This window comes from Rhodanobacter sp. Root179 (assembly GCF_001428465.1).
Lineage (GTDB): Bacteria > Pseudomonadota > Gammaproteobacteria > Xanthomonadales > Rhodanobacteraceae > Rhodanobacter.
Map to the genome: position 1 here is coordinate 42,272 of NZ_LMHR01000066.1, position 22,671 is coordinate 64,942.

Sequence of the window (22,671 nt, forward strand, 5' to 3'; positions counted from 1 at the left end):
CGGGATGAATCAGGACAGGGACATTTCGCGGCGCTGGCAACTGCTGGCGATCGTGCTGGTGATCGGCTACCTGATGTGGCTGCTGGCGCCGGTGCTGATGCCGTTCGCGGTGGCCGCGATGCTGGCCTATCTGGGCGACCCGCTGGCCGACCGGCTGGAGCGGCTCGGCCTCAACCGGATGTGGTCGGCCACGATCGTGTTCGTGGTGATCCTGGTGGCGGTGGTCGGCGTGCTGCTGCTGCTGATCCCGCTGATCGCGCGCCAGGTCGAGAACTTGGTCGGCAACCTGCCGCGCTATGGCGACTGGGCGCAGAACACCGTGTGGCCGTGGCTGCAGGCGCGGCTGCACCTGGACCCGCACACCTTCGACAGCGATCGGATGCTGACGGCGATCAAGGAACACATCGGCTCGATCGGCGGCGTCGCCACCGCGGTGATCGGCAAGGTCTCGCGCTCGGGTCTGGGCATCGCCATGGCGCTGACCAATCTGGTGCTGATCCCGGTGGTGGCGTTCTACCTGCTGCGCGACTGGGATCGGCTGGTGGCGAAGATCGACGGCATGCTGCCGCGCTCGATCCAGCCCACCATCGCGCACCTGGCCAGCGAGTCGGACAAGATCCTCGGCGCCTTCGTGCGCGGCCAGTTGCTGGTGATGCTGGCGCTGGGCGTCTTCTACGGCGCCGGCCTGGGCATGGTCGGGCTGCAGGTGGGCCTGCTGATCGGCATGGTCGCCGGTCTGCTCAGCTTCGTGCCGTACCTGGGTTTCATCATCGGCTTCGTGGCGGCGATCATTGCCGCGCTGGTGCAGTACGGCGACTGGACCCACGTGCTGCTGGTCTGCGGCGTGTTCGCGGTCGGCCAGTTGCTGGAAGGCTACGTGCTGGTGCCCAAGCTGGTCGGCGACAAGATCGGCCTGCACCCGGTGGCGGTGATGTTCGCGGTGCTGGCCGGCGGCTACCTGTTCGGCTTCCTCGGCGTGCTGCTGGCGCTGCCGGCGGCGTCGGTGATCATGGTGTTGCTGCGCTACCTGATCGAACGCTACCGGATGAGCGAGCTGTACAACGAGGAAGGGCCGGACGATCCGGTGATCGCCGAGGTGGATGTGGCCGTGCACCACGATGGTGAGGTCGAGACTTCCGCGGTCGACGTGGCATCGCCGGGCGACTCGTCCACGCCATGATCCCGCAGTTGCCGCTCGCGCTGCGCTGGCCACGCCGGCAGCGCTTCGAACATTTTCATGCCGGCGCGAATGCCGCCGCACTGGCCGCGGTGCAGGCGTTGGCGCTGCAGCCCGGTGCACCGTGGGTTTACCTGCATGGCGCCAGCGGCAGCGGCCGCAGCCATCTGCTGATGGCCGCCTGCCAGGCCGCCATCGCCGCCGAACGGCGCGTGCAATACCTGCCGCTGGCGACGATTGCCGACCATGCCGCGGCCTTGCGCGGCGTCGCCGGCGGCGAACTGCTGGCGCTGGACGATCTGGGCGCCATTGCCGGCAACCGCGACGCGGAACACGCGCTGTTCGACCTCTACAACCGCGCCCGCGCCGAAGGCAGCGCCTTGCTGTTCGCCGCCGACGCCACGCCCACCCGGCTCGGCATCGAACTGCCCGACCTGCGCTCGCGCCTCGGTGCCTGCACCCAGTTCGCGCTGAAGTCGCTGGACGACGACGAACGCCGCATGGTGCTGAAAGCGCAAGCCGCGTCACGCGGCATCGAACTGGATGACAGCGTGCTGGACTGGCTGTTCACCCGCTATGCGCGCGATCTCGGCGCGCTGCTCGACCTGCTCGACAAGCTGGATCAGGCCTCGCTCGCGGCGCAGCGGCGGATCACCGTGCCGTTCCTGCGCAGCTTCCTGCGCGAGGCTGACGAATCAGGATATTGAGTCGACTCGGACGATTGTCGATTACTCGCAAGATGCCGGTTTCCGCCTTCCTTTCGTTGGTTGCGCAAGTTCCGTTCAGCCTGCGCGGCATTGATCTTGTTACTTCCATTTATTGACCTGGAACACCGATGAGTGCACTCGAATTCACAGACAGGGAACTGACGTATCTGCTGCTTTCGCTGAAAAAGTACGAGGCGCAATTGCTCTTGAGCGAAGACGAGGATATGGGCGATTCCGTCACCGACCTGCTTTTCGTGCAGGCTCTCATGAAACGGCTGCGGCAGGCGCAGGCGTCACGCTGACGCAGAGCCAGTTTCGTTATGACAAAAACAACGGTGCCCATGGGCACCGTTGTTTTTTCACGGAAGGGGGGAGGCGCTCAGGCCTTGAGCAACGCCGGCGTCGCCTGCTGACCGATCGCGTCGACCATGGCCTTGGCCACGTTGAGGTTGCCGGCGACGATGTTGCCGCTTTCCGGGATGCCGTCGCGGCCGGCGAAGTCGCAGTAGCGACCGCCCGCTTCATGCACCAGCAGCACGCCAGCGGCCATGTCCCACGGCTTCAGGCCGATCTCGAAGTAGCCGTCGTAGCGGCCGGCGGCGACGTAGGCCAGGTCGAGCGCGGCGGAGCCGGAGCGGCGGATGTCCTCGGCCTGGCCGAGGATGGCGCGGGTCATGTCCAGCTGCGGCACCAGGTGTTCGCGCTGGCGGTACGGGAAGCCGGTGGCGATCATCGCGCCGCCCAGGTTCTCGCGCTTGGACACGCGCATGCGGCGGTCGTTGAGATAGGCGCCATCGCCCTTGCTGGCGGTGTACAGCTCGTCGCGCAGCGGGTCGAACACCACGGCGTGGATCGGCACGCCCTTTTCCAGCAGCGCGATGGAGACGCTGAAGTGCGGGATGCCGCGCAGGTAGTTGTGGGTGCCGTCCAGCGGGTCGATCACCCAGGTCAGCGGGCCCTTGCCGATCGCGCCGCTTTCCTCGGCGAGGATCGCGTGGTCGGGGTAGGCGCGGCGCAGTTCCTTGATGATTTCCGCCTCGGCCAGCTTGTCGACTTCGGAGACGAAGTCCATCTGCTGCTTCTCGACGATGTTGAGGCCGTCGATGCGGTTCATGTAGCGCAGGATCACATTGCCTGCTGAACGCGCGGCGCGCGCCGCGATCGTGACGTGTGGTCTGGCCATGGGTATCGACTTTGGAAGAGAGCGGGTTTGCGGCCGGCGATTCTAGCAGAGGCGAGCCCCGGGCGCCCTTGTCCACTATCCTTGTCGACCCGCACCGCCAATCCGCCCAGCGCATGACCGATCTCCACGACCTCGCCGCCCGCATCCGTTACGTGCTGGTGCGCACCTCGCATCCGGGCAATATCGGCAGCGCGGCGCGGGCGATCCGCACGATGGGCTTCCAGCGACTGGAGCTGGTGACGCCGTACCGCTTCCCCGACCCGGAGGCCAACGCGCTGGCTGCGGGCGCGGACGACGTGCTGGCCGGGGCCGGCATCCATCGCGAGCTGGTTGAAGGCCTGGCCGGCACCAGCCTGGCGCTGGGCTTGTCGGCGCGCCGGCGCGGGGTGAACCTGCCGGAAATTTCCCCCCGCGAGGCGGCGCAACAGGTGCTGGCCGCGGCGATGCGCGGGGAGCAGGTGGCGCTGGTGTTCGGCAACGAGCGCACCGGGCTGGAGAACGAGGAACTGGCGCGCTGCCACGCGATGGTGCGGATTCCCAGCGTGGACGACTTCAGTTCGCTGAACCTGTCGCAGGCGGTGCAGGTGATGGCCTACGAGGTGCGTCTGGCGATGCTGGGCGACGACTTGCCCGCGCCACCGCCCGAGCACGACGAGCCGCCGGCCGACGCCGCGCAGATGGAGCAGTTCTACCGCCACCTGGGGCAGACCCTGAACGACATCGAATTCCACAAGGGCCGCGAGCCCACCACGATCATGCTGCGCTTGCGCAAGCTGTTCCAGCGCGCCCAGCCGGACGAACGCGAGTTGCGCGTGCTGCACGGCATCCTGGCTGACGCGCAGCGAATGGCGGGACTGGCAAAAGACAAGTAGCCCGCTTCGCTCCCTCCCCTGCAATGCAGGGGAGGGCCGGGGAGGGGTTCGCTCTTGATTTCAGCTTTGGGGCAAGCTCGGGCTACCCCCTCCCGGCCTCCCCCTGCCAAGCAGGGGGAGGAACATAAGCAGTGTTACTGCTCGTCGTCGGACGGTTCCAGCGACGGTGCCGGCGTGACCAGCAGCTTGTCGATGCGGGCGCCGTCGAGGTCGACCACCTCGAAGCGGATGCCGTGCCAGGCGAACACTTCGCCGGTCTGCGGCACGTGGCCCAGCGCGGTCATCACCATGCCGGCGACGGTGCGGAAATCGTGTTCGTCCTCGCCCGGTAGCGTGCTGATCTGCAGCAGTTCGCGCAGGTCGTCGGTGGGCAGGCTGCCGTCGATCAGCCAGCTGCCATCGGCGCGCTGCATGATCGGGCTGGCCTCGTTGCCGCCACCGTGGCCGATCTGGCTGGCGCCCACCACGGCCGCCAGCAGGTCGTTGACGGTGACTACGCCCTCGATGTCGCCGTACTCGTCGACCACCAGCGCCAGCGGCGTTTCGGCGTCGCGGAATTCCTCCAGCAGGTCCAGCGCGCGGGCGGCGGCGGGCACGAACAGGGGTTTCGACAGGTGTTCGAACAGTTCCGGCATGCCTTCGGCGAAGCTGTGCAGCAGGCGCTTGACCTCGACCACGCCGACCACGTCGCTTTCGTCGCCGCGGTAGACCGGGTAGCGCGAATACGGCGTTTCGCGCAGCACCTCGATGTTCTCCTCGCGGGTACCGGCGATGTCCAGCCAGGCGATGCGCATGCGCGGGGTCATCACGCTGTCTACCGTGCGGTCGCCCAGGCGCAGCACCCGGTTCACCATGTTGTGCTCATCCGGGTCCAGCACGCCCTGTTCGGCGCTCTCGGCCACCAGCAGGCGGATCTCCTCCTCGGTGACCATGCCGCTACCGAGCTGGTTGACCCGCAACATGCGCAGCAGCAGGTTGCTGGAATGGTTCAGCAGCCACACGAACGGCGCGGTGATCCGTGACAGCACCAGCATCGGGATGGCCACGTAGGAGGCCACCTTCTCCGGCGAGGCCAGCGCCAGCCGCTTGGGCACCAGTTCGCCGAACACGATCTGGATGTACGAGATCAGCACGAAGCCGAGCACGATGCCGATGATCCGCGCGTACGGCAGCAGCCAGGTCAGGCGCGTGCCCTCCAAGGCGGCGGCAATGTGGCCGCCCAGCGCGTCGCCGGCGATCGCGCCGGTGATCAGCATGACCAGGGTGATGCCGACCTGCACGGTGGACAGGAAATGCTCCGGCGCCTCGGCGTGGCGCAATGCCGCGGCTGCCTTGCGGCTGTTCAGGGCCATCTGCTTGAGGCGGCTCTTGCGCGAAGCCACCAGGGCCATCTCCGACAGCGCGAAGAAGCCGTTGCACAGGGCCAGGACGAGGACGAGCGCGATTTGGGTCAGCATCGCGGCAATGATGGGGGAGGGTGCATGGGCACAGTGTAAGTGGTGTTGACCCTGCGCATCACCCCGCCGATGGATGCGGATTGATGCAGGGCAGCACGGCAGTCCTGTAACATCCCGGTCATTCCGTTCGATCAGGCGTGGCCCGCATGTTTTCACTGCAGACGATTTTCGGCAAAGGCGACAAGTTCTACGGTTTGCTCGAACAGAGCGCCGAGACCGCCCACGAAAGCGCCAAGGCGCTGCACGAACTGCTGACCCGGCCGGGCGCCGAGCAGGTGATGGCCGCGTTCGCGGTGACCCGGGCGCGCGAAAAGGAACTGGCTGCGCAGATCAGCGAAGGCCTGGTCAACACCTTCGTGACCGCGCTGGATCGCGAGGACATCGAGGCCCTGAACTCCGCCCTGTACAAGATTCCCAAGACCGTGGAGAAATTCGCCGAGCGCTACGAGATCGTGGCCGGGCGCCTGGTCGGCGTGGATTTCGCCCAGCGCGCGCTGGTGCTGGAGCAGTCCAGCGCGGTGGTGGTGCAGATGGTGCACGAGCTGCGCCGCGGCCTGCGCATCGACCCGGTGAAGAAGCTGCAGGATCGCCTGCAGGCGCTGGAGTCCGAAGGCGACCGCATGCTGCTGGCGCCGTACCGCACGCTGTACGTGGAAGGCGGCGACGTGATGCGGGCGATGTTGTCCAAGGATCTGTTCGAGCTGATCGAGAAGGCCATCGACAAGTGCCGCGACGTCGGCAACATCGTCTACTCGATCGTGCTGAAGAACTCCTGAGGCCACGCCCGTGACCCTGTGCATTGCAACCCGGCATGCGACGCCGTGCGGGATTTCCCCCAGCTGCGGTGAACGCCCATGAGCATCGTCATCGCGGTGGTGGTGATCGCGCTGGCCTTCACCTACATCAACGGTTTCCACGATACCGCCAACTCGATCGCCACCGTAGTGGCGACCAAGGTGCTGACGCCGGGGCAGGCCGTGCTGATGGCGGCCGGCACCAACCTGGTCGGCGCGTTCATGGGCACGGCGGTGGCCGCCACGATCGCCTCGGGGCTGATCAATGCCGGCGTCATCGAGATGAGTTCGCAGTTGCTGATCTGCGCGCTGCTGGCGGCGATCGTGTGGAACCTGATCACCTGGTGGCTGGGCCTGCCGTCCAGCTCCAGCCATGCGCTGGTCGGTTCGCTGGTCGGTGCGGCGATCGCCGCCTCGGGCAACAACTTCGATTCGGTGATCTGGGTCGAGGGCAGTGTGTTCAAGGGCCACGGCGTGATCCCCAAGGTGATCGTGCCGATGGTGCTGTCGCCGCTGGGCGGCTTCATCATCAGCTTCCTGCTGATGGGGGCGCTGTACGCGTTGCTGGCCTGGTTCGCCAACCGGCAGGGCTGGTCGCGCCGATTCGGGCGCACGCCGTTCGTCAACGCGTTCTTCGGCAAGGCGCAGATCCTGTCGGCGGGCGCGATGGGCGTGGCGCACGGCATGAACGACGCGCAGAAGAGCATGGGCATCATCGCGCTGGCACTGGCCGGCGGCACCGCCGCCCACCAGTTCGACCAGTTGCCGCACTGGTTGAGCTTCCTGCGCATCGACGGCAACCCGGCCGGCGGTTTCGAAATCCCGGTGTGGGTGAAGGTGGTATCGGCACTGACCATGGCCGCCGGCACGGCCGGCGGTGGCTGGCGCATCATCAAGACGCTGGGCCACAAGATGGTCAAGCTGCATCCGATCAACGGCTTCGCCGCCGAAACCAGCTCCGCCGCGGTGATCCTGGTGGCGTCGGTGTTCGGCATTCCCGTGTCGACCACCCACAACGTGTCCGCCTCGATCATGGGCGTGGGCGCGGCCAAGCGCTTCAACGCGATCCGCTGGTCGGTGGTCGAGCGGATGGTGTGGGCATGGATCCTGACCCTGCCTATCACCGCGTTGCTGGCCTACGGGCTGGTGCTGCTGTTCCGGCTGGTGTCCTGAGCGAAGTTTCGGCTACAGCGAATCGCTGCTGTTGGCGATGAGCTGCTCCAGCTCGTCGCCCAGCGTGCCCAGCTCGCCGACCACGCGTTGCAGCTCGGCCTGGTCGAGGAATTCGTAGGGGCGGTTTTCGCACAGGTGCAGATAGGGCGAGCCGTCCAGGTCGGCGACCGCGAGGAAACCGGTGCGCTGTTGCCAGTTGAAGCGCAGGCAGCGGTTCGGGTCGGTGCCGGCCAGCGGACCCACCGGCGTGGAGATGCGCAGATAGCGTCGTCCCGCCTCGTCCTCGAGCTCGGCCAGGTAGATCCCCTGGCTGCGATCCTGCGCCAGCTGCAGGTCAAAGCTGATCAGGTAGGGATCGTTGTGGCGCAGCTCGTGCAGGCTGCCGATGTGGGAACGCACGGCTTCGAAGTGGCGCATGGTGCGGCTTCCGCTGGCGAAGGTCGGAAGCTACTCTGACACGGATTCCCTTGCGCCGCGTGAACCATGAACGATGCCGCCGCCCGCATCTACGCCGCCATCGCCGCCATTCCGCAAGGACGCGTGGCCAGCTACGGCGCGATCGCCGCGCGCGCCGGCCTGCCCGGTCGCGCGCGCCTGGTCGGCCGGCTGCTGGGCGAAGTGCCCGACGGCATGGAACTGCCGTGGTACCGCGTGCTGCGTTCCAGCGGGCACATTGCGATGCCGCCGGGAAGCCGCGGCTTCCGCGAACAGTCGCGCCGCCTGCGCGCCGAAGGCGTCGAGGTAAAGAACGGCCGTGTTCCCCTGTCGCGGTTCGGCCTCGACGCCGATCTCGACCACGCGCTGTGGGGCCCCCCGCTCCAATAGAGTAAAAGCGCCTCTTGCGTTCGCCTCCTCTCCCGCTTGCGGGAGAGGATTGAGGAGAGGGAAGCCCCAACAAGCCAAAGCGCCCCTTGCCTTCGCCTCTTCTCTCCGCCCACGGAAGGGGAGAAGCCCCTTGTCATCGCCAACCCACAAGCCCTCGCGCGTCCCGCGCACACCCGCTTGCGCGAAGCGGCGCCCCTGCATTTGCTAGCATTCCCGGAATGCCCACTTCCCTCGACATTCTTCAAAGCGTTTTCGGCTATCCCAGTTTTCGCGGCCAGCAGCAGGCGGTGGTCGAGCATCTGGGCGAGGGCGGCGATGCACTGGTATTGATGCCTACCGGCGGCGGCAAGTCGCTGTGCTACCAGATCCCCGCGTTGCTGCGTCAGGGCACCGGCATCGTGGTGTCGCCGTTGATCGCGCTGATGCAGGATCAGGTCGACGCCTTGCGCGAGGCCGGCGTGGCGGCGGCGTTTCTCAATTCCAGCCTGGCGGGGGATCAGCAGCGCGAGGTCGAGAGGCAGCTGCTGGCCGGTGAGCTGAATTTGCTCTACGTGGCGCCGGAGCGATTGCTGACCTCACGCTTCCTCGACCTGCTCGAACGCACCGAAGTGGCGCTGTTCGCGATCGACGAGGCGCACTGCGTGTCGCAATGGGGCCACGACTTCCGCCCCGAATATCGCGAACTGGCGATCCTGCACCAGCGCTTCCCCGACGTGCCGCGCATCGCGCTCACCGCCACCGCCGATCCGCGCACCCGCGAGGAAATCGTCGAGCGCCTGTCACTGCAGGACGCGCGGCAATTCGTCTCCAGTTTCGACCGGCCCAACATCGGCTACCGGGTCGGCCAGCGCCACAACGCGAAGCGCCAGCTGGGCGAGTTCCTGCTCGGCCACGAGGGCGAGTCCGGCATCGTGTACTGCCTCAGCCGGCGCAAGGTGGACGACACCGCCGCGTGGCTGGCCGAATCGGGCATCGAGGCGCTGCCGTACCACGCCGGCCTGGATGCGGCCACCCGTGCGAAGAACCAGCAGCGTTTCCTGCGCGAGGACGGCGTGGTGATGGTGGCCACGGTCGCCTTCGGCATGGGCATCGACAAGCCCGACGTGCGCTTCGTGGCGCATCTGGACCTGCCGCGCAGCATCGAGGGCTACTACCAGGAAACCGGACGCGCCGGCCGCGATGGCCTGCCCGCCGAGGCGTGGATGATCTACGGCCTGTCCGACGTGGTCACCATGAGCCAGATGATCGCGCAGTCCGAATCGGCCGATGAGCGCAAGCGGGTCGAGCGGCAGAAGCTGGAATCCCTGCTGGCCTACGCCGAGGCGATCGATTGCCGCCGCCAGCTGCTGCTGGGCGCGTTCGGCGAAAGCTATCCCGGCCCCTGCGGCCATTGCGACAACTGCGTGGCGCCACCGAAAACCTGGGACGCCACGGTGCCCGCGCAGAAGGCGTTGTCGGCGGTGTACCGCACCGGCCAGCGCTTCGGCTCCGGCCACGTCATCGCGGTGCTGCGCGGGGAGGAGAGCGAGCGCGTGCTGAGCTTCGACCACCATCGCCTGAGCACCTTCGGCATCGGCGCGGAGCTGGACGACAAGCAGTGGCGCTCGGTGTTCCGCCAGTTGCTGGCGGCCGGCCTGCTCGAAGCCGACGCCGAAGGCTATGGCACGCTGCGGCTCACCGCTGCCAGCCGCGCCGTGCTCAGCGGCGGCAAGCAGGTAAGGCTGCGCGAGGACGCCCGCCCCGAACGCGCCACCCGGCGCCGGCGCGACAGCAAGCTGGTCACCGGCGATCCCCGTCATGGCGGCAGCCTGGGCATCGAGGCCTACGAGCAGCCGATGTGGGACCAGCTGCGCGCGCTGCGCACCCAGCTGGCGAAACAGCAGGGCGTGCCGCCCTACGTGGTGTTCCACGACGCCACCTTGCTGGCCATGCTGCGGGCGTTGCCGGCCAACGAGGACGAGCTGGCCAGCGTCAGCGGCGTGGGCGAGGCCAAGCTCAAGCGCTACGGCCGCGACTTCCTCGCGGTGATCAACGCGGCGGACTAGCTTTCGCCGCAGCGCACCGGTGGCGCCACCGATGATTCGCAAACACCTGGCGTACGGCTGCGTCCGGGCGCCGTCCGCCGTTCCGCAAGCAGCATGGGAGCGCGGTTCCAGCGACGTTTTCGGATCACGCTTGGCGAAACATGACAGCGCTGTCATAGTAGCGCCCGATGGCGCCAGGTGCAGGAGCGGGCAGGGGTGGGCACGGGCAGTCCGCGTGGGTTCCTGCATACGTATTCAGCCGGACAGCGCCGCACGCACACCGCAGAATCGACTGCGATGACTGGTCATGACGTTGGGGAGACGCGATGAGCACGATGGATGCAACCGGAGATGGCCTGGGGCGGCACGCCACGGCGCGAGTGGTACTGATTTCGGCGGCGGCCGCGCTGGGCGGATTCCTGTTCGGTTTCGACACGGCCGTGATCAACGGCGCGGTCGACGCGATCCGCGGCAGCTTCGCGCTGGACGCGGCGCAGATCGGCTTCGCGGTGTCCTGTGCCCTGCTCGGTTCGGCGCTGGGCGCCTGGTATGCGGGCATGCTGGCCAACCGCTTCGGCCGCGTGCGCACCATGCAGGTGGCGGCGGTGCTGCTGGTCGCCAGCGCGATCGGTTCGGGACTGGCCACTGCGGTGTGGGACCTGATCCTGTGGCGACTGGTCGGCGGCATCGGCGTGGGCGTGGCCTCGGTGATCGCGCCCACCTATATCGCCGAGGTATCGCCGGCGAACATCCGCGGCCGGCTCGGCTCGATGCAGCAGCTGGCGATCGTGCTGGGCATCTTCGCCGCCCTGCTCAGCGATGCCTGGCTGAGCGGTGCAGCGGGCGGAGCCAGCCAGCCGCTGTGGCTGGGCCTGGCGGCGTGGCGCTGGATGTTCCTGGTGGCCACCCTGCCGGCGCTGGTGTACGGCGTGCTGGTGCTGGGCGTGCCGGAATCGCCGCGCCACCTGGTGGCCAAGGGCCGCATCGACGAAGCCCGCATCGTGCTGCGCAAGGTGCTGAACATGCACAGCGAGGCAGCGCTGGACAGCAAGCTGCATGACATCGAAGCCAGCCTGCATTCGGAACACAAGCCGCGCCTGAGCGACCTGCGCGGCAAGGCGGCCGGGCTGTTGCCGGTGGTCTGGATCGGCATCCTGCTGTCGGTGTTCCAGCAGTTCGTGGGCATCAACGTGATCTTCTACTACTCGTCCACCCTGTGGCATTCGGTGGGCTTCAGCGAGGCCGACTCGTTCACCATTACCGTGGTCACCTCGATCGTCAACGTGCTGGTGACCCTGGTGGCGATCGCGCTGGTCGACAGGATCGGCCGCAAGCCGCTGCTGGTGGTCGGCTCGGCCGGCATGGCGATCACCCTGGGCGTGATGGCGTGGTGCTTCTCGCAGGCCACTGGCAGCGGCGCGGAGCTGAGCCTGCCCGGTTCGGTCGGCATGGTGGCCCTGGTCGCGGCGAACGCCTACGTGGTGTTCTTCGGCGTCAGCTGGGGCCCGGTGGTCTGGGTGCTGCTGGGCGAGATGTTCCCCAATTCGATTCGCGCCACCGCGCTGGCGGTGGCCGCCGCGGCGCAGTGGCTGGCCAACTTCGCCATCACCAGCAGCTTCCCCGCGCTGGCCGAACTGGGCCTCACCTTCGCCTACGGCCTGTATGCCGGCTTCGCGCTGCTGTCGCTGCTGTTCGTGTTGTCCGGCGTGCGCGAGACCCGCGGCGTCGAACTGGAGGACATGCGCGCATGAACGCCTTCCCGCAAAAAAAGCCGGCCACGGTGCAGCTGGCCTGTGCCGCGCGCGAGCAGCGAAGGAGCCGATACGACGCGCGCCGCGCAAACCGGCTAGGATTCGGAAACGACGGCACGGCGCCGTCGCAAGGGATGCCGGCGGATCGCGTTGCGGATGAAGGCAAAGGCCACTTCAATCGACATTGCCCACCTGGCCGGGGTATCCCAGGCCACGGTGTCGCGTGCGCTGCGTGGCAGCCCGCTGGTCAATGAGGAAACCCGGCGGCGCATCCAGGCCGCCGCCGACCAGCTCAACTACAAGGTCGACAAGAACGCGTCCAACTTGCGCAAGATGCACACCGGCACGCTGGCGCTGCTGTTCTTCGAGGACCCCACCGCCGACGAGTCGCACATCAACCCGTTCTTCCTGTCGATGCTGGGCTCGATCACCCGCGCCTGTGCCCTGCAGGGTTACGACCTGCTGATCTCGTTCCAGCAGTTTTCGCACGACTGGCATGCCGACTTCGCCGACAGCAAGAAGGCCGACGGGCTGATCCTGCTGGGCTACGGCGATTACCTGGCCTATACCGACAAGCTGGAAAAACTGGTCGGCCAGGGCACCCGCTTCGTGCGCTGGGGCGCGGTGCTGCCCGACCAGCCCGGCGTGTCGATCGGTTGCGACAATTTCGCCGGCGGCCTGGCGGTGGCCGAGCACCTGCTCGAGCGCGGCTGTCGCCGCATCGCGTTCCTGGGCGATGCCTCCAGCCACTACCCGGAATTCTTTGGCCGCTATCGTGGCTACGTGCAGGCGCTGGAACAGGCCGGCATCGCGGTCGATCCGGAGCTGCAGCAGAACGCCGAAAGCACCGAGCACTCCGGCTACGAGGCGATGCGCGGACTGATCCTCAACGAAACCGGCTTCGATGCCGTGTTCGCTGCCAGCGACCTGATCGCGATCGGTGCGATGCGTGCGCTGAGCGACCACGGCATGCGCGTGCCGCAGGATGTTGCGCTGGCCGGCTTCGACGACATCCCCATGGCCAGCTTCGTCAACCCGCCGCTGACTACCGTGCTGCAGGACACCCGCCAGGCCGGCGAAGTGCTGGTCGACAGCCTGCTCGGCCTGATCCGGGGCGAGCCGGTGGACAGCGAAGTGCTGCCGGTGAAGCTGATGGTGCGCCGCTCCAGCCTGCGCTGATGAAGGCCTGGCCGGCCGCCGTTGCGGCTGGTGCGGGTGATCCCGTAGTCTGCGGAGGTTGTCCGGGTTCCTCCGCATGACAGGATCGAGAGCGCCATGGATCGCACCACGTCCGAGCTGGAATTTCACCAGATGTTCGAACGCATCACCGATGCGTACGTGGCGCTGGATCGGGACTGGCGCTACATCTACCTCAATGCGAAGGCCTGCGAGTTTTTCGGCCGTCGGGTGGAAGACCTGATCGGACGGCATATCTGGACCGAATTCCCCGAAGGCGAAGGCCAGCCGTTCCACCGCGCCTACGAGCAGGCGATGGCCGACCAGCAGCCGCGGCAGATCGAGGCCTGGTACCCGCCGTACCAGCGCTGGTTCGAGAACCGCATCTATCCGTCGGCGGAAGGCCTGACCATCTACTTCCTCGACATTACCGAACGCAAACGTGCCGAACAGGAATTGCTGCAGCACCAGCGCATGTTGTCGCAGGCGCAGAAGGTGGCGCACGTTGGCAGCTGGGAATGGGACATCGCGGAAAACCGGGTGACCTGGTCGGAGGAGCTGTATCGCATCTATGGGATGACGCCGGCGCAGCACGCCGCCACGTTCGAGTCCTACCTGGCGCTGGTGCATCCGCAGGATCGCGAACGCGTGCAGCAGACGATCGCCCAGGCCGTGACCGGAACGCAGCCGTTCGAGTTCGAGGAACGCATCGTGCGTCCGGACGGCGCGGTGCGCACCCTGCTCAGTCGCGGCATGGTCGAGGTCGACGCCGCCGGTCGCGCCGTGCGCCTGATGGGCGCCTGCCAGGACATCAGCGAACGCAAGCGCGCCGAACAGCTGGAGGCCGGCCAGCACGAAATCCTGGCCGGCATCGCGGCGCAGCGTCCGCTGGCGCAGAGCCTGGCGCAGATCGCCCACCTGCACGAGGCGATGAACCCCGGCGCGCTGTGCTCGCTGCTGCTGCTCGACGAAAGCGGGCAGCACGTGCTGCACGGCGCCGCGCCGAGTCTGCCCGAGGCCTACAGCCGGGCCCTGCATGGCCTGGAAATCGGCGAAGCCAGGGGGTCCTGCGGCACCGCTGCGTGGCGGCGCGAGCGCGTGGTGGTGGCCGACATCGCCAGCCATCCGTACTGGGCCAACTACAAGTCGCTGGCGCTGGCGCACGGCCTCAAGGCGTGCTGGTCCACGCCGGTGCTGGGCAGTGGCGGCAAGGTGCTTGGCACCTTCGCGGTGTATTTCCGCGAACTGCGCGAACCACGTCCGGAAGAGCTGTACAGCATCGACCGCATGTTGCCGCTCACCGGCGTGGCGATCGAAAGCGAGCAGCTCATCCGCCGCCTGCGCGAGCGCGACCGCTTCTTTGAGATGTCGCTGGAAATCTTCTGCATCATCGATCCGGCCAAGCAGCGGCTGGTGCAGTTCAACCCCTCGTTGCCGCGTGTGACCGGCTACTCCGCCGACGAATTGAAGTCGCGCAGCTACCGCGAATTCCTGCGCGTGGAAAGCGACGTGTTCGACGTCGATCCGATGCAGCAACTCGATGCGGCCGGCCAGCGCATGCACGATTTCGTCAGCCGCTGCATCTGCCGCGACGGCAGCGAACGACAGCTGGAGTGGGTGTCGTTCGTGGCGCCCGACGGGCTGGTCTATGCCGTGGCGCGCGACATTACCGAGCGGCGACGGGTCGAGGCCGAACTGGCCTACGCCTCCAGCCACGACCCGGTCACCGGCCTGCAGCACCACTTGCTGCTGGAACACGCACTGGCGGAAATCCTGTGCTATCCGAACGTGCCGGCGTCGGTGCTGGTGGTGGGCCTGGACCGCTTCCAGCTGGTCAACGCCTCGGTCGGTCATCCCACCGGCGATGACGTCCTGCTGCGCCTCGCCACCCGGTTGCAGACGGCGCTGGGCGGGCGCGGCCGGATCGCCCGTTTCGCCGGTGACGAATTCATGGTGACGGTGGCCGGGATGCCTCCCGCCGCGGTGCTGGAGCTGGCCGAGGTGCTGCGGGCGGTGGTGGCCGAGCCGATCGAGGGCGAGGATTACCGGCTGCTGCTGACCGCCAGCGTGGGCGTCAGTCATTCGTCCGCGCACGGCACCGATGCGAGGAACCTGCTGCGCCGCGCCGAGGCGGCGATGAGTCAGGCCAAGCAGGAAGGGCGCGACCGCGTCTGCGAATTTTCGCTGGCGCAGATGCAGGAACTGGAAGACCGCCTGCTGCTGGGCAATCACCTGCGCGATGCGATCCGGCTGGACGAGCTGGAGCTGCACTACCAGCCGCAGCATGCTGCCGCCGACCTGCGGCTGACCGGTTTCGAGGCGCTGCTGCGCTGGAACTGCCGCCAGCTCGGGCAGGTTTCACCGGCCCGCTTCATCCCGATTGCCGAAGCGCTCGGCCTGATGCACGAGATCGGCGGCTGGGTGCTCGACGTAGCCTGTCGGCAGGTACGCGAGTGGCTCGATCTGGGCTATCGCGACTTCACCGTCGCGGTGAATGTGTCGGCCCAGCAATTGCAGCGGCCCGGGCTGCTGGCCCAGGTGGCCGCTTCGCTGCAGCGACATGCCGTGCCGCCGGCGATGCTGGACGTCGAGATCACCGAAAGCTCGCTGATGGAAAACGTGGGGCGGGTACAGCGCACCCTGGCCGAGCTGAAGGCGCTGGGAATCAAGCTGTCGCTGGATGATTTCGGCACCGGCTATTCCAGCCTGGCCTACCTCAAGCAATTCCCGATCGACAAGCTGAAGATCGACCAGATCTTCGTGCGCGACCTGCCGCAGGACGCCGCGGATGCAGCGATCGTGCGCACCATCATCGCGGTGGCGCACGAGCTGCACATGGGCGTCGCAGCCGAAGGCGTGGCGACCGCGGAACAGGCGCAGTTCCTCGTCGGCGCCGGCTGCGACGAACTACAGGGCCACCATCTCGGTCACGCCCTGAGCGCCAGCGACGCAGCCCGGCGCCTCGACGCCGCGCGCGGCTAGCGGTTCTCCGCAGACACCGGCAGTCCCTGGATCAGCCGCTTCGCCAGCCGTGGCTGGCGCAATTGCTCCAGCCACCAGCTCAGCGCGCGACCTTCCTGGTCGCTGCGCCAGGCGACGTAGAGCGTGTTCGGTTCGCGCGGCTCGCTCATGCTCTTCTCGACCAATTGGCCACTCCGCAGCAGGGCGCTGGCGCGATGTCGAGGCAACCAGCCCGCGCCCAGGCCATCGCGCTGGGCAAGGATCTTGGCGCGCATGCTGGGCACCGCCAGCGTCGCCTGCCCACCGACGATGCCGTAGGCGCGGCCGACGTTGCGCGAGGAGTCGGCCACCACCACCGAACGATGGGCGCCGACCGCGTCCTGTGACAACGGCGCGGGCGCCTTCGCCAGCGGGTGCCGCGGCGATACGGCGAACACCCAGTCCATCGTGCCCAGCTCGAACCAGCGCAACTTGGGCATCGCCGGCGGCTCGTTGGTGGCGCCGACCACCAGTTCTGCCCGGCCTTCGCGCAAGGCTTCCCAGGTGCCGCCGAGCACCTCGTGAGTGAGGCGCAGGCGCACGCCGGACTGCAACGCATCGAACGCACGGATCACCGGCAGCAGCGTCTCGAACTCCAGGATCTCGTCGGTGACGATGTGCAGCCGGTCTTCCCAACCGTTGGCCACCTGCTTCACGCGCTGGTTCAAGCGGGCCACGTCCTGCACCAGCCGCGCGGCCTCGTGGGTGAGCAACTCGCCGGCCGGGGTGAGTTGCAGGCGGTAGCGGCGGCGGTCGAACAGCAGCGCGTCGAAACGTGTTTCCAGCTGGCGGGCCGCATGCGAGACGGTCGAGGGTGCCTTGCCCAGGTGCGCCGCCGCGCGGGACAGGCTGCCGGTGCTGCGGATCGCCTCCAGCAGGGCCAGTTCGTCGTCGGACAACATGTGCAACTCCTTCGAACGAGTTCGTCGAGACGATGGTACGGCAAACACCGCGCCGGCGATCAGGATGGCTCCACTGAAACACCACCCCATCGCTGGAGCACATCATGAATCGTTTCGAAGGCAAGTCCGTACTCGTCACCGGTGGCAGCAGCGGCATCGGCCTGGCCGCCGCCCATGCGTTCGCCGCCGAAGGCGCGCGCGTCATCATCACCGGCCGCGACAGCGCCGCGCTGGCCAAGGCCAGGGCAGCGTTGGGCGGCAACACCGTCGCCCTGCGCAACAATGCTGGCGTGGTTGCCGAGGCGAAGGACCTGGCTGCCGCGCTGGCCAGCCAGCGGATCCGCCTCGACGCCGTGTTCATCAACGCGGGCATCGCGAAGTTCGCTTCGCTCGCCGATGTCGACGAGGAGCTGTGGAACCAGGGCTTCGACACCAACGTCAAGGGCGCCTACTTCCAGATCCAGGCCTTGCTGCCGCTGCTCAATGCGGGCGCCTCGATCGTGTTGAACGGTTCGATCAACGCGCACATCGGCATGCCGAATTCGTCGGTCTACGCCGCCAGCAAGGCCGCACTGATCTCGCTGGCCAGGACATTGTCGGCCGAACTGTTGCCACGCGGCGTGCGCGTCAACGTGGTCAGCCCCGGCCCGATCAGCACGCCGCTGTACGGCAAGCTGGGCATGGACGCCGCGACCCTGGAAGCCACCGCCGCCCAGATCCAGGGCCAGGTGCCGCTGGGCCGTTTCGGCACGCCGCAGGAAGTGGCGGCCACCGTGTTGCATCTGTCGGCTGCGGAATCGTCCTTCATCGTCGGCAGCGAAATCATCATCGACGGCGGCATGAGTCAGCTCTGACGCCTATCCCTGTCGCCGCGCGATGGCCGTCGCCATCGCGCTACCTCATGGGAACGCTGGCGTGAAGCTGTCCGACTTGTCCTGTCGACTTCCAGCCGGGCAGGCCGGTGCATCCGATGCCGCGGCAGCGTGATTCGCGCCCATGTTGCGCCGTACCGATTGCTCCGGAGTCATCCACGCCAGCCCCCGCGCGGCGCAACCGGCGGCGAAATCGAACAGCGCCAGCATCTGCGTCTGATCGAAGTCGATGAAGCTGGTCTGCGGATAGTCCACCGGAATTTCGGTCAGCAGGAATTGCATGCCCAGCCGGTGCGAGGCCGCGATGTTGTCCACGATCGCCTCGCGCGTCTTGTAGGTGAGTTCGGCGGCCAGCGCGCTGGAGACGATGTCGATGGTGTTGTAGCGGGTGGTCTGCGGCGCCCGCGCCAGCTGGCCGTTGACCAGCATGTACAGATGCGCGCCGCGCAGCAGCGGCAGATCGGTGGACTGGATGCCGGCGATCAGCGGCGTGCTGAACACCGAGGTGGTGACGCCGCCGTCCACGTGCATCTCGTCGTAGACGTGGTCACCGTCTCGCACGCGGATCAGCACCGGCGGGAACACGCCCGGCACGCTGGCCGAGGCGATCAGCACGTCGCGAAACAGCGTGCGCGCCGCGTCGCCGCCATGCCGGGCGATCTTGCCCAGGTCCCACAGCACGGTCTCGTGCTTGTCCAGGTCGGTGGTGGCCACCACCAGCCGGCGGCCAGTTGTCGCTTCGCGCGCCACCGCTTCGATCATCTGCGGCGTGACGAAATGATCGACCAGCTGGAACAGCGCGTTGTGGTGCGGCAGGCCGCGCGGCGACAGCAGTCGAGACAGCACGGTGCGGGTGGGCGAATGCAGCAGCCGCGCGCTACGCTCGCCGGTGAACGCCTCCTGCATGCGGGCATCCCAGTCCGGCCCGAGGAACGCGAACGGGGCCAGCAACGCGCCGGCGCTCACGCCGGTGACCATCTCGAATTGCGGTCGCGCGTGCGCGCGCGTCATGCCGGCCAGCACGCCGGCACCGTAGGCGCCGCCCGAGCCGCCGCCGGACAGCGCCAGGATGTCGACCGTGCCGTCGCGCGCCGCGCTGCGCATGCCGCCGAAGAAGTCGGGGGCCAGCGCGGTGAAGTTCTTCAGGTCGGTGGTGACCAGTCGCACGTCAGGCGAAAAGCCCTCCGGCGCCGCCGCGCCGATCAGTTCCGGTGGAGCGGGCAGTCGCGGGACGGTCCCGCAACTGGCCAGCAGCACCAGCGCGAACATCAGCAGCCCCGGCTTGCATCGCATCGCGTGGTCCCCGGCGATGAACAGTGTTCGCTCAGTATGCGGTCTGGCGCCATGGCGCATCAATGCGCCACCGCCGGCGTCTCAGTCCGGGAATCCCGCCATGCGTGGAATCGTCTCCAGGCCCTCGTCCCAGTCGGCCCTGCTGGCCACGAAGAGGTGCGCGTCGGGTTGGAGGGTGACAGCGGTATCAAGGCTGCCGGCCGGAACGACCAGCACCTGGCCGTCCATCGGGGTCACCGGCAGGGCCGAGCCGCAGATCGAGCAGAAGCACCGGACGTGCCGGGTTTGCGGCAGCTCGAAGCGCGTCACCTTGTCTTCGCCGCTGAGCCATCGCAAGCGGGCCTGCGCGGAAAACAGGTTCGCGCCGTGGGCCGAACCGGAATCCTTGCGGCAATACATGCAGTGGCAAAGGTAGAAGTGCTCGAACTCGCCTTCCACCTCGAAACGCGCCGCGCCGCAAAGGCAGGAGCCGGCGTGGACACTCATGTGCCGACGTCCTCGCCGCATCGCGCAGGCGACTCCGAAGCAAGCGCCCTGACCATCACGAGGTCCCGCTGCTGATCGCCGCCCAGCGAAAACACATGCTCACCCGCCACGACAAAGCCGAATTTCCCGTAGAACGCGATGGCCCTCGGATTGTGCTCCCACACACCGAGCCAGACGGCGTCTGCGCCGCGTCGTTGCATCGCCTCGATGCAGGCATCCATGAGCGCCTGCGCAACTCCCTTGCCGTGCCAGTCCTCAACGACATACAGGCGCTGGATCTCGCCCGGTCGCTTCGCCGCCACACATCCCGGTGCCTCGCCCAGGCGCAGCTGGGCATAGCCGACCAGGCGCCCCTCATCCTCGCTGAGCAAGGTGAGCAGGTCGGGGTCGGCGATCTCGGCTGACTGAATGTGCAAGCCGTAGCTGCTTCGGCAATGAAGCTCCATGTGCTCGGTGGTGTTCGTTGCGCCGAACGTCGCCCTGAAAGTCGCCTCGGCAACTTCGGCCAGCCTGCCGGCATCACCGGCATGCGCTCTTCGTATCGTTGGCATCGTCGCTCCGCGGGGTACGGCAAAGGTGCATGAACTGGCCCATCCAGCTAGGGCTTTGATGTGGAACCCCGGGAAGGATGCCGCAACAATGGCGATGCCTTCGCGCGGGACATGATGGAGGTGACGAGCGGTGCTGGGAAAACCGAAGAGACCTGGTCGGGCGAGGTGCGAACAACGGAGCCAGGCAGGAAGTCGGTGACCTGGAAGTAAGACCGTTCAATGGCGGCGACCCTCGCCGCACCCTGCGTCAACAGACGTTTTCCTTGAAAGACCTCGACCCACAAGTAGAACTTCGGGTATGCCACTCCCGACTGCGTGGGCCCGTCTCTGAGCGGCGAGAAGCTGACCGAAGTTGCCTGAGGGAAGCCATGGATCTGGAGGTAGCCGAGCAGGTCACGCTCGAGGAACTTTGGGAAGTTCACAGCCGCGGGAACGTTTGCGTCGATATGTGACCGCCGAACATCTGCGAGGGATGACTGAGCAAGCGCCATCCCTGGAACCAAGAAGGCAAGCAGGATCACGAGGCCAACGGTTTTCATGAGATATCGCGCCGGAGCTGAACAGATGATTGCCGGCCTGCCCGCAGGCGATTTGCGATGGGTGCAAGCTGCTGCAGGCAGTTGCTTTCCTCGAATTCCTGATTTTTCGCGATAGCCCGATGGATACATCTGGTAGCAGAGCGTACTCGTCGCAAACGTTGATCAGTGAGGTTTGCCTCGCACCTTGCTGCGTACGTTGAGGGCCACGTTCCACCGGCGCCGGTTAGCGCGCCGACGAGTTCACACTCCGCATCACGATATTTGAGCCACTCCACTTGTTCGGCTTTAAGTGCTTCGACGACGCGAGGGCCGAGCATCGACGCAGATTCCGTCAGAAGGACCAACTGTCCATATGCTCTGTCAAGGCGCTTTTCAGTTGCTTGTCGTTTCTGCACCAAAAGCAGCCCGGTATTCATCGAGCTGCCCTCCGGCCAGCATGCTGGTCGATCCGTGCAGTTCGCACTCGCGAAGGCAGTCGATGTTGCGGTCGAGAGGATCAAACTAAGCAGCAGCTTCGTCATTTGCGTTCCACAGAGGCCAGACACCGGAACTGCGCGGCGGCACAGTCGTTCATTTCGAATGAATAGTTGGTTCAGCCGTCCCGGCATGCGCCTATTCGTGGGGGCAGGCAGGCGTGGTTGCAGGGGCTGGGCTGATGTAGGTGACACGCAAAGCGATTGCAAGATTCTTCATGCCACACCTCCAAATTGTGTGTTGTGAAGCCCGACGCCTGGATAATTGGTCATAAGGCGCTGGCGTTGACCGCGAAGTCGCCACCCGCGCGAACGTCGTGGCCGTACTTGAACGTATGATTTTCAACCACCTTGTTGTTGCAGCTCAACGCGATTCTGTGCCCTTTGTGCGATGGTGCAACGGCGAAACTTTCCCGGAAGCTGCCGGACACAACCCGCTCTTGCGGTGCAGATTTGGAACCAAGCGAAGTGACGGAAAGCTGACAGCTGGAACTGCCTGGCGTAGCGCCAACGGCGAAAAAGTAACCGTCTGCCGGACCGAGCAGGCCTGCACAGCCTGAAAGTAGAAAACAGCCTACTGACGCAGCGGTACGTCTCATAAGCCCCCTAATGCTTAAGTTAAAGCGAATTGCAGCGCGTACCCGGCAACATGGCAAGCTCTATCGATCATGTTGTCGGGGGCGGCGACGCAATTTCGGTTTGTACGCATTGTTACGGCGTACCCTGAATGAACCTGTCGAGAAGCGTCATGGCTCGGTCCACTGATCGGTCGCTCTCGACGGAATCATCCGGTTGCACAGAGTAGTAGCGACCGTGTATGTCCAGGAATACCACGCATGTCGTATGCATGGATCGGGTGGGCTGTTTGGGCGGGCTGTCGCGATGAGCTGCAACCAGGAGATCAGAGAGCTCTGCGAGCTGAGCTGTGGACGCGTCCAGTCGCTTGGTCAAGTCGGCTGTTTGCCAGATTAGCCGCTGTGTCCCGTCCAAGTAGGCGAAGTTGGCGACCAGGTAGCTATCCCCCAGGAAGAACAGTCCGCCGGTGAGCTTGGCGGGTGGAGCGTCGTCGGCGACTTCGTCTCGCCAGAAGTCCAGCGAGCTCAGGCAGCCGTTCTTCGTATGGCTGTCGAGGGATGAGCCCTTCAAAGCCCCGGCGATTCCTCGCGATATTGATTCGGCGGAACTGGGGCGTGCTTGACCGGAGCTGGTCGCGCAGGCAGCCAGAGTAGAGATTGCCACAGCACCGAGAATGGCTTTGCCGTTCATTATCCGAGATCCGATGCGCGCGTCCTGACGCTGGAATTGGGTGGCGGCGTAGTCATCCGCCATAATCCTGATGCTGCGTTCCGTGGAGGATACGCTCACTCGACGGGCGCATGCCGTTCGGCAAGGTGATCGTGGCCATCGCCAACAAAC

At 66.5% G+C, this 22,671-nt stretch carries 22 protein-coding genes; 12 read left to right on the plus strand and 10 right to left on the minus strand.

Annotated features, from left to right (window positions below):
* The first annotated feature begins 4 nt into the window (after positions 1 to 4).
* From ASD82_RS06630 to ASD82_RS17680, 3 genes are all read left to right on the plus strand, one after another.
* Entirely contained in the window at positions 5 to 1,180 is a 1,176-nt protein-coding gene (locus ASD82_RS06630) for an AI-2E family transporter (RefSeq protein ID WP_056717057.1), read from the plus strand.
* Positions 1,177 to 1,884, plus strand: coding sequence for a DnaA regulatory inactivator Hda (gene hda / locus ASD82_RS06635; protein WP_056717058.1), 708 nt, complete (start codon positions 1,177 to 1,179; stop codon positions 1,882 to 1,884). The genes ASD82_RS06630 and hda overlap by 4 nt, the downstream gene beginning before the upstream one ends.
* 128 nt (positions 1,885 to 2,012) lie before the next feature.
* Entirely contained in the window at positions 2,013 to 2,186 is a 174-nt protein-coding gene (locus tag ASD82_RS17680) for a hypothetical protein (protein WP_157581863.1), read from the plus strand.
* A gap of 77 nt (positions 2,187 to 2,263) precedes the next feature.
* On the opposite strand, the gene ASD82_RS06640 is transcribed toward ASD82_RS17680, so the two are convergent.
* Positions 2,264 to 3,067: an inositol monophosphatase family protein gene (locus tag ASD82_RS06640; protein ID WP_056717059.1), complete on the minus strand. Its 804-nt coding sequence runs from the start codon at positions 3,065 to 3,067 to the stop codon at positions 2,264 to 2,266.
* A gap of 113 nt (positions 3,068 to 3,180) precedes the next feature.
* Here ASD82_RS06640 and ASD82_RS06645 point away from each other — a divergent pair, with 113 nt between their 5' ends.
* Positions 3,181 to 3,939, plus strand: a complete 759-nt coding sequence (locus ASD82_RS06645) for an RNA methyltransferase (protein ID WP_056717060.1) — start codon at positions 3,181 to 3,183, stop codon at positions 3,937 to 3,939.
* Positions 3,940 to 4,073: 134 nt separating this feature from the next.
* Here the strand turns inward: ASD82_RS06645 and ASD82_RS06650 are convergent, their stop codons facing one another.
* The gene (locus ASD82_RS06650; protein WP_056717061.1) at positions 4,074 to 5,396 is read right to left on the minus strand and encodes a hemolysin family protein; all 1,323 of its coding nucleotides are present in this window, start codon (positions 5,394 to 5,396) and stop codon (positions 4,074 to 4,076) included.
* Between the two features lie 146 nt (positions 5,397 to 5,542).
* Between ASD82_RS06650 and ASD82_RS06655 the strand changes: the two genes are divergently transcribed.
* Together ASD82_RS06655 and ASD82_RS06660 are read left to right on the plus strand one after the other, a co-directional pair.
* Complete coding sequence (locus tag ASD82_RS06655) at positions 5,543 to 6,172, plus strand: hypothetical protein (protein ID WP_007805738.1); 630 nt, start codon at positions 5,543 to 5,545, stop codon at positions 6,170 to 6,172.
* 78 nt (positions 6,173 to 6,250) lie between these two features.
* Positions 6,251 to 7,363 carry an inorganic phosphate transporter gene (locus ASD82_RS06660; protein ID WP_056717062.1) on the plus strand — a complete coding sequence of 371 codons (1,113 nt, stop codon included), beginning with the start codon at positions 6,251 to 6,253 and terminating at the stop codon, positions 7,361 to 7,363.
* 12 nt (positions 7,364 to 7,375) lie between these two features.
* On the opposite strand, the gene ASD82_RS06665 is transcribed toward ASD82_RS06660, so the two are convergent.
* A complete protein-coding gene (locus ASD82_RS06665) occupies positions 7,376 to 7,780 on the minus strand; it encodes a hypothetical protein (RefSeq protein WP_056717063.1) in 405 nt (134 codons plus the stop codon).
* 66 nt (positions 7,781 to 7,846) lie between these two features.
* Between ASD82_RS06665 and ASD82_RS06670 the strand changes: the two genes are divergently transcribed.
* The 5 genes from ASD82_RS06670 to ASD82_RS06690 all read left to right on the plus strand — a co-directional run bounded on the left by ASD82_RS06670 (position 7,847) and on the right by ASD82_RS06690 (position 16,121).
* Entirely contained in the window at positions 7,847 to 8,188 is a 342-nt protein-coding gene (locus ASD82_RS06670; RefSeq protein ID WP_056717064.1) for an MGMT family protein, read from the plus strand.
* 218 nt (positions 8,189 to 8,406) lie between these two features.
* A complete protein-coding gene (gene recQ, locus ASD82_RS06675) occupies positions 8,407 to 10,233 on the plus strand; it encodes a DNA helicase RecQ (protein ID WP_056717065.1) in 1,827 nt (608 codons plus the stop codon).
* 305 nt (positions 10,234 to 10,538) lie between these two features.
* Positions 10,539 to 11,963, plus strand: a complete 1,425-nt coding sequence (locus ASD82_RS06680; protein ID WP_056717066.1) for a sugar porter family MFS transporter — start codon at positions 10,539 to 10,541, stop codon at positions 11,961 to 11,963.
* Positions 11,964 to 12,119: 156 nt separating this feature from the next.
* Complete coding sequence (locus tag ASD82_RS06685) at positions 12,120 to 13,142, plus strand: LacI family DNA-binding transcriptional regulator (protein ID WP_056717067.1); 1,023 nt, start codon at positions 12,120 to 12,122, stop codon at positions 13,140 to 13,142.
* Positions 13,143 to 13,238: 96 nt separating this feature from the next.
* Entirely contained in the window at positions 13,239 to 16,121 is a 2,883-nt protein-coding gene (locus tag ASD82_RS06690) for an EAL domain-containing protein (RefSeq protein ID WP_056717068.1), read from the plus strand.
* Here the strand turns inward: ASD82_RS06690 and ASD82_RS06695 are convergent.
* Positions 16,118 to 17,041 (minus strand): LysR family transcriptional regulator, encoded by a 924-nt coding sequence (locus ASD82_RS06695; protein WP_056717069.1) that lies wholly within the window; start codon positions 17,039 to 17,041, stop codon positions 16,118 to 16,120. The genes ASD82_RS06690 and ASD82_RS06695 overlap by 4 nt on opposite strands.
* A gap of 104 nt (positions 17,042 to 17,145) precedes the next feature.
* Between ASD82_RS06695 and ASD82_RS06700 the strand changes: the two genes are divergently transcribed.
* Entirely contained in the window at positions 17,146 to 17,895 is a 750-nt protein-coding gene (locus ASD82_RS06700) for an SDR family oxidoreductase (protein ID WP_056717070.1), read from the plus strand.
* 45 nt (positions 17,896 to 17,940) lie between these two features.
* On the opposite strand, the gene ASD82_RS06705 is transcribed toward ASD82_RS06700, so the two are convergent.
* From ASD82_RS06705 to ASD82_RS06725, 6 genes are all read right to left on the minus strand, one after another.
* Positions 17,941 to 19,206, minus strand: a complete 1,266-nt coding sequence (locus tag ASD82_RS06705) for a patatin-like phospholipase family protein (protein WP_056717071.1) — start codon at positions 19,204 to 19,206, stop codon at positions 17,941 to 17,943.
* Positions 19,207 to 19,287: 81 nt separating this feature from the next.
* Positions 19,288 to 19,692, minus strand: a complete 405-nt coding sequence (locus ASD82_RS06710; RefSeq protein ID WP_056717072.1) for a GFA family protein — start codon at positions 19,690 to 19,692, stop codon at positions 19,288 to 19,290.
* Positions 19,689 to 20,243: a GNAT family N-acetyltransferase gene (locus tag ASD82_RS06715; protein WP_056717073.1), complete on the minus strand. Its 555-nt coding sequence runs from the start codon at positions 20,241 to 20,243 to the stop codon at positions 19,689 to 19,691. Before ASD82_RS06715 ends, ASD82_RS06710 begins: the two co-directional genes overlap by 4 nt.
* Before the next feature lie 47 nt (positions 20,244 to 20,290).
* Positions 20,291 to 20,782: a hypothetical protein gene (locus ASD82_RS06720; protein ID WP_056717074.1), complete on the minus strand. Its 492-nt coding sequence runs from the start codon at positions 20,780 to 20,782 to the stop codon at positions 20,291 to 20,293.
* Entirely contained in the window at positions 20,779 to 21,303 is a 525-nt protein-coding gene (locus ASD82_RS17340) for a lysozyme inhibitor LprI family protein (RefSeq protein ID WP_162248792.1), read from the minus strand. The genes ASD82_RS06720 and ASD82_RS17340 overlap by 4 nt, the downstream gene beginning before the upstream one ends.
* Before the next feature lie 663 nt (positions 21,304 to 21,966).
* Positions 21,967 to 22,584 carry a hypothetical protein gene (locus ASD82_RS06725; RefSeq protein ID WP_056717075.1) on the minus strand — a complete coding sequence of 206 codons (618 nt, stop codon included), beginning with the start codon at positions 22,582 to 22,584 and terminating at the stop codon, positions 21,967 to 21,969.
* Positions 22,585 to 22,671 lie beyond the last annotated feature (87 nt).